This is a genomic window from Halorubrum sp. AD140, assembly GCF_034497445.1.
Classification (GTDB): Archaea; Halobacteriota; Halobacteria; order Halobacteriales; family Haloferacaceae; genus Halorubrum.
In genome coordinates this window covers 1-1,055 of the sequence record NZ_JAXRUU010000330.1, presented here as the reverse complement: position 1 = coordinate 1,055, position 1,055 = coordinate 1, and the positions used below count along the sequence as shown (strand labels likewise).

General features: G+C 59.7%; 1 protein-coding gene and 1 pseudogene. Both read left to right on the top strand.

Annotated features, from left to right (window positions below; translation table 11 throughout):
* On the top strand, positions 1-380 hold a 380-nt coding region (locus U4E84_RS18610; protein WP_322533535.1), incomplete at its 5' end, for a hypothetical protein.
* Between the two features lie 207 nt (positions 381-587).
* Positions 588-1,055, top strand: a pseudogene (locus tag U4E84_RS18605) (tRNA-intron lyase); the annotation flags it as partial.

The following is a 1,055-nucleotide window of genomic DNA, read 5'->3' as shown; positions in this document are numbered from 1 at the left end:
CGTTACCTGACGATCCTGAGTACATCTCAGTTGATGAGGTTGAAGACCCGAAGCTCCAAGAAATATTAAAATCAGCCGCGGATTCGGGTTATGGAGAATACACTACCTCTTCTACGTCTGAAATGGAACGATATACAGAGTTAGTTGAGACCCTTTCGTCGAGTGCATCGCTCAATGAGAATCTTCAGCCGGGAGCATATTTCGATGTCAAGGGGACACCTGTCTTGCTCATCATAGAGACGAGAGTTGATAGTGTGTCTGTTTTTGGAGATCCGGTAACTGTACAGTATTATGTCACAGAATACGTTATCCGTCGAACCGACGAAGAAAACGAATCACCACAGGATGGAACCGTGGTTGAATGTCGCCTCCCAGAGTGAATGTGGATGACAATTTGACTTCTTTTTAAACCGGTCAGTTCGTAGTTCTTATCGACCGACTGTTTCACACATTTCATATCTGAAAGATAGTATTTCAACAGAGCCGTACACAACTATTTATAAGCGAAAGCCTTCCCGACTCGGTTCGCCGATGTCCCACGGTGTTCGACCGCAACCCCCTTCCCTCGGCCGGCCGCGGTGACTGGTATGCAACCGACGGGACACCTGCGCGGCGACGCGGTCCGCGTCGGCGGGGACGCCCGCCAGCGCTTCTACGACGCCCGGGGGTACGGGCGGCCGCTCGACGGCAACGAGATCGCGCCCTCGCGGGTCGAGGCCGCGCACCTGCTGTTCCGCGGGGACCTCTCGGGAATCGCGCTCGCCGACGAGTCAGACCCCGTCGGCTTCGAGCGCTTCTTCGTCGCGAGCGCGGCCGCGGCCGACCGCTTCGCGGTGCGCTTCCTCGTCTACTCGGACCTCCGCGACCGCGGCTTCTACCTCTCGCCCGCCCGCGAGCCGTGGCCGGGCGGGCGCGACGCCGCGAGCGACGCGGTCGACTTCGTCGCCTACGAGCGCGGCGCGACGCCGGACACGGGCAACGTGAAGTACCCGATCCAAGTCGTCGGCGAGCGCGAGTCCGTCGCGGCCGCGGAGCTCGCGGGACGCCCCCTCGCC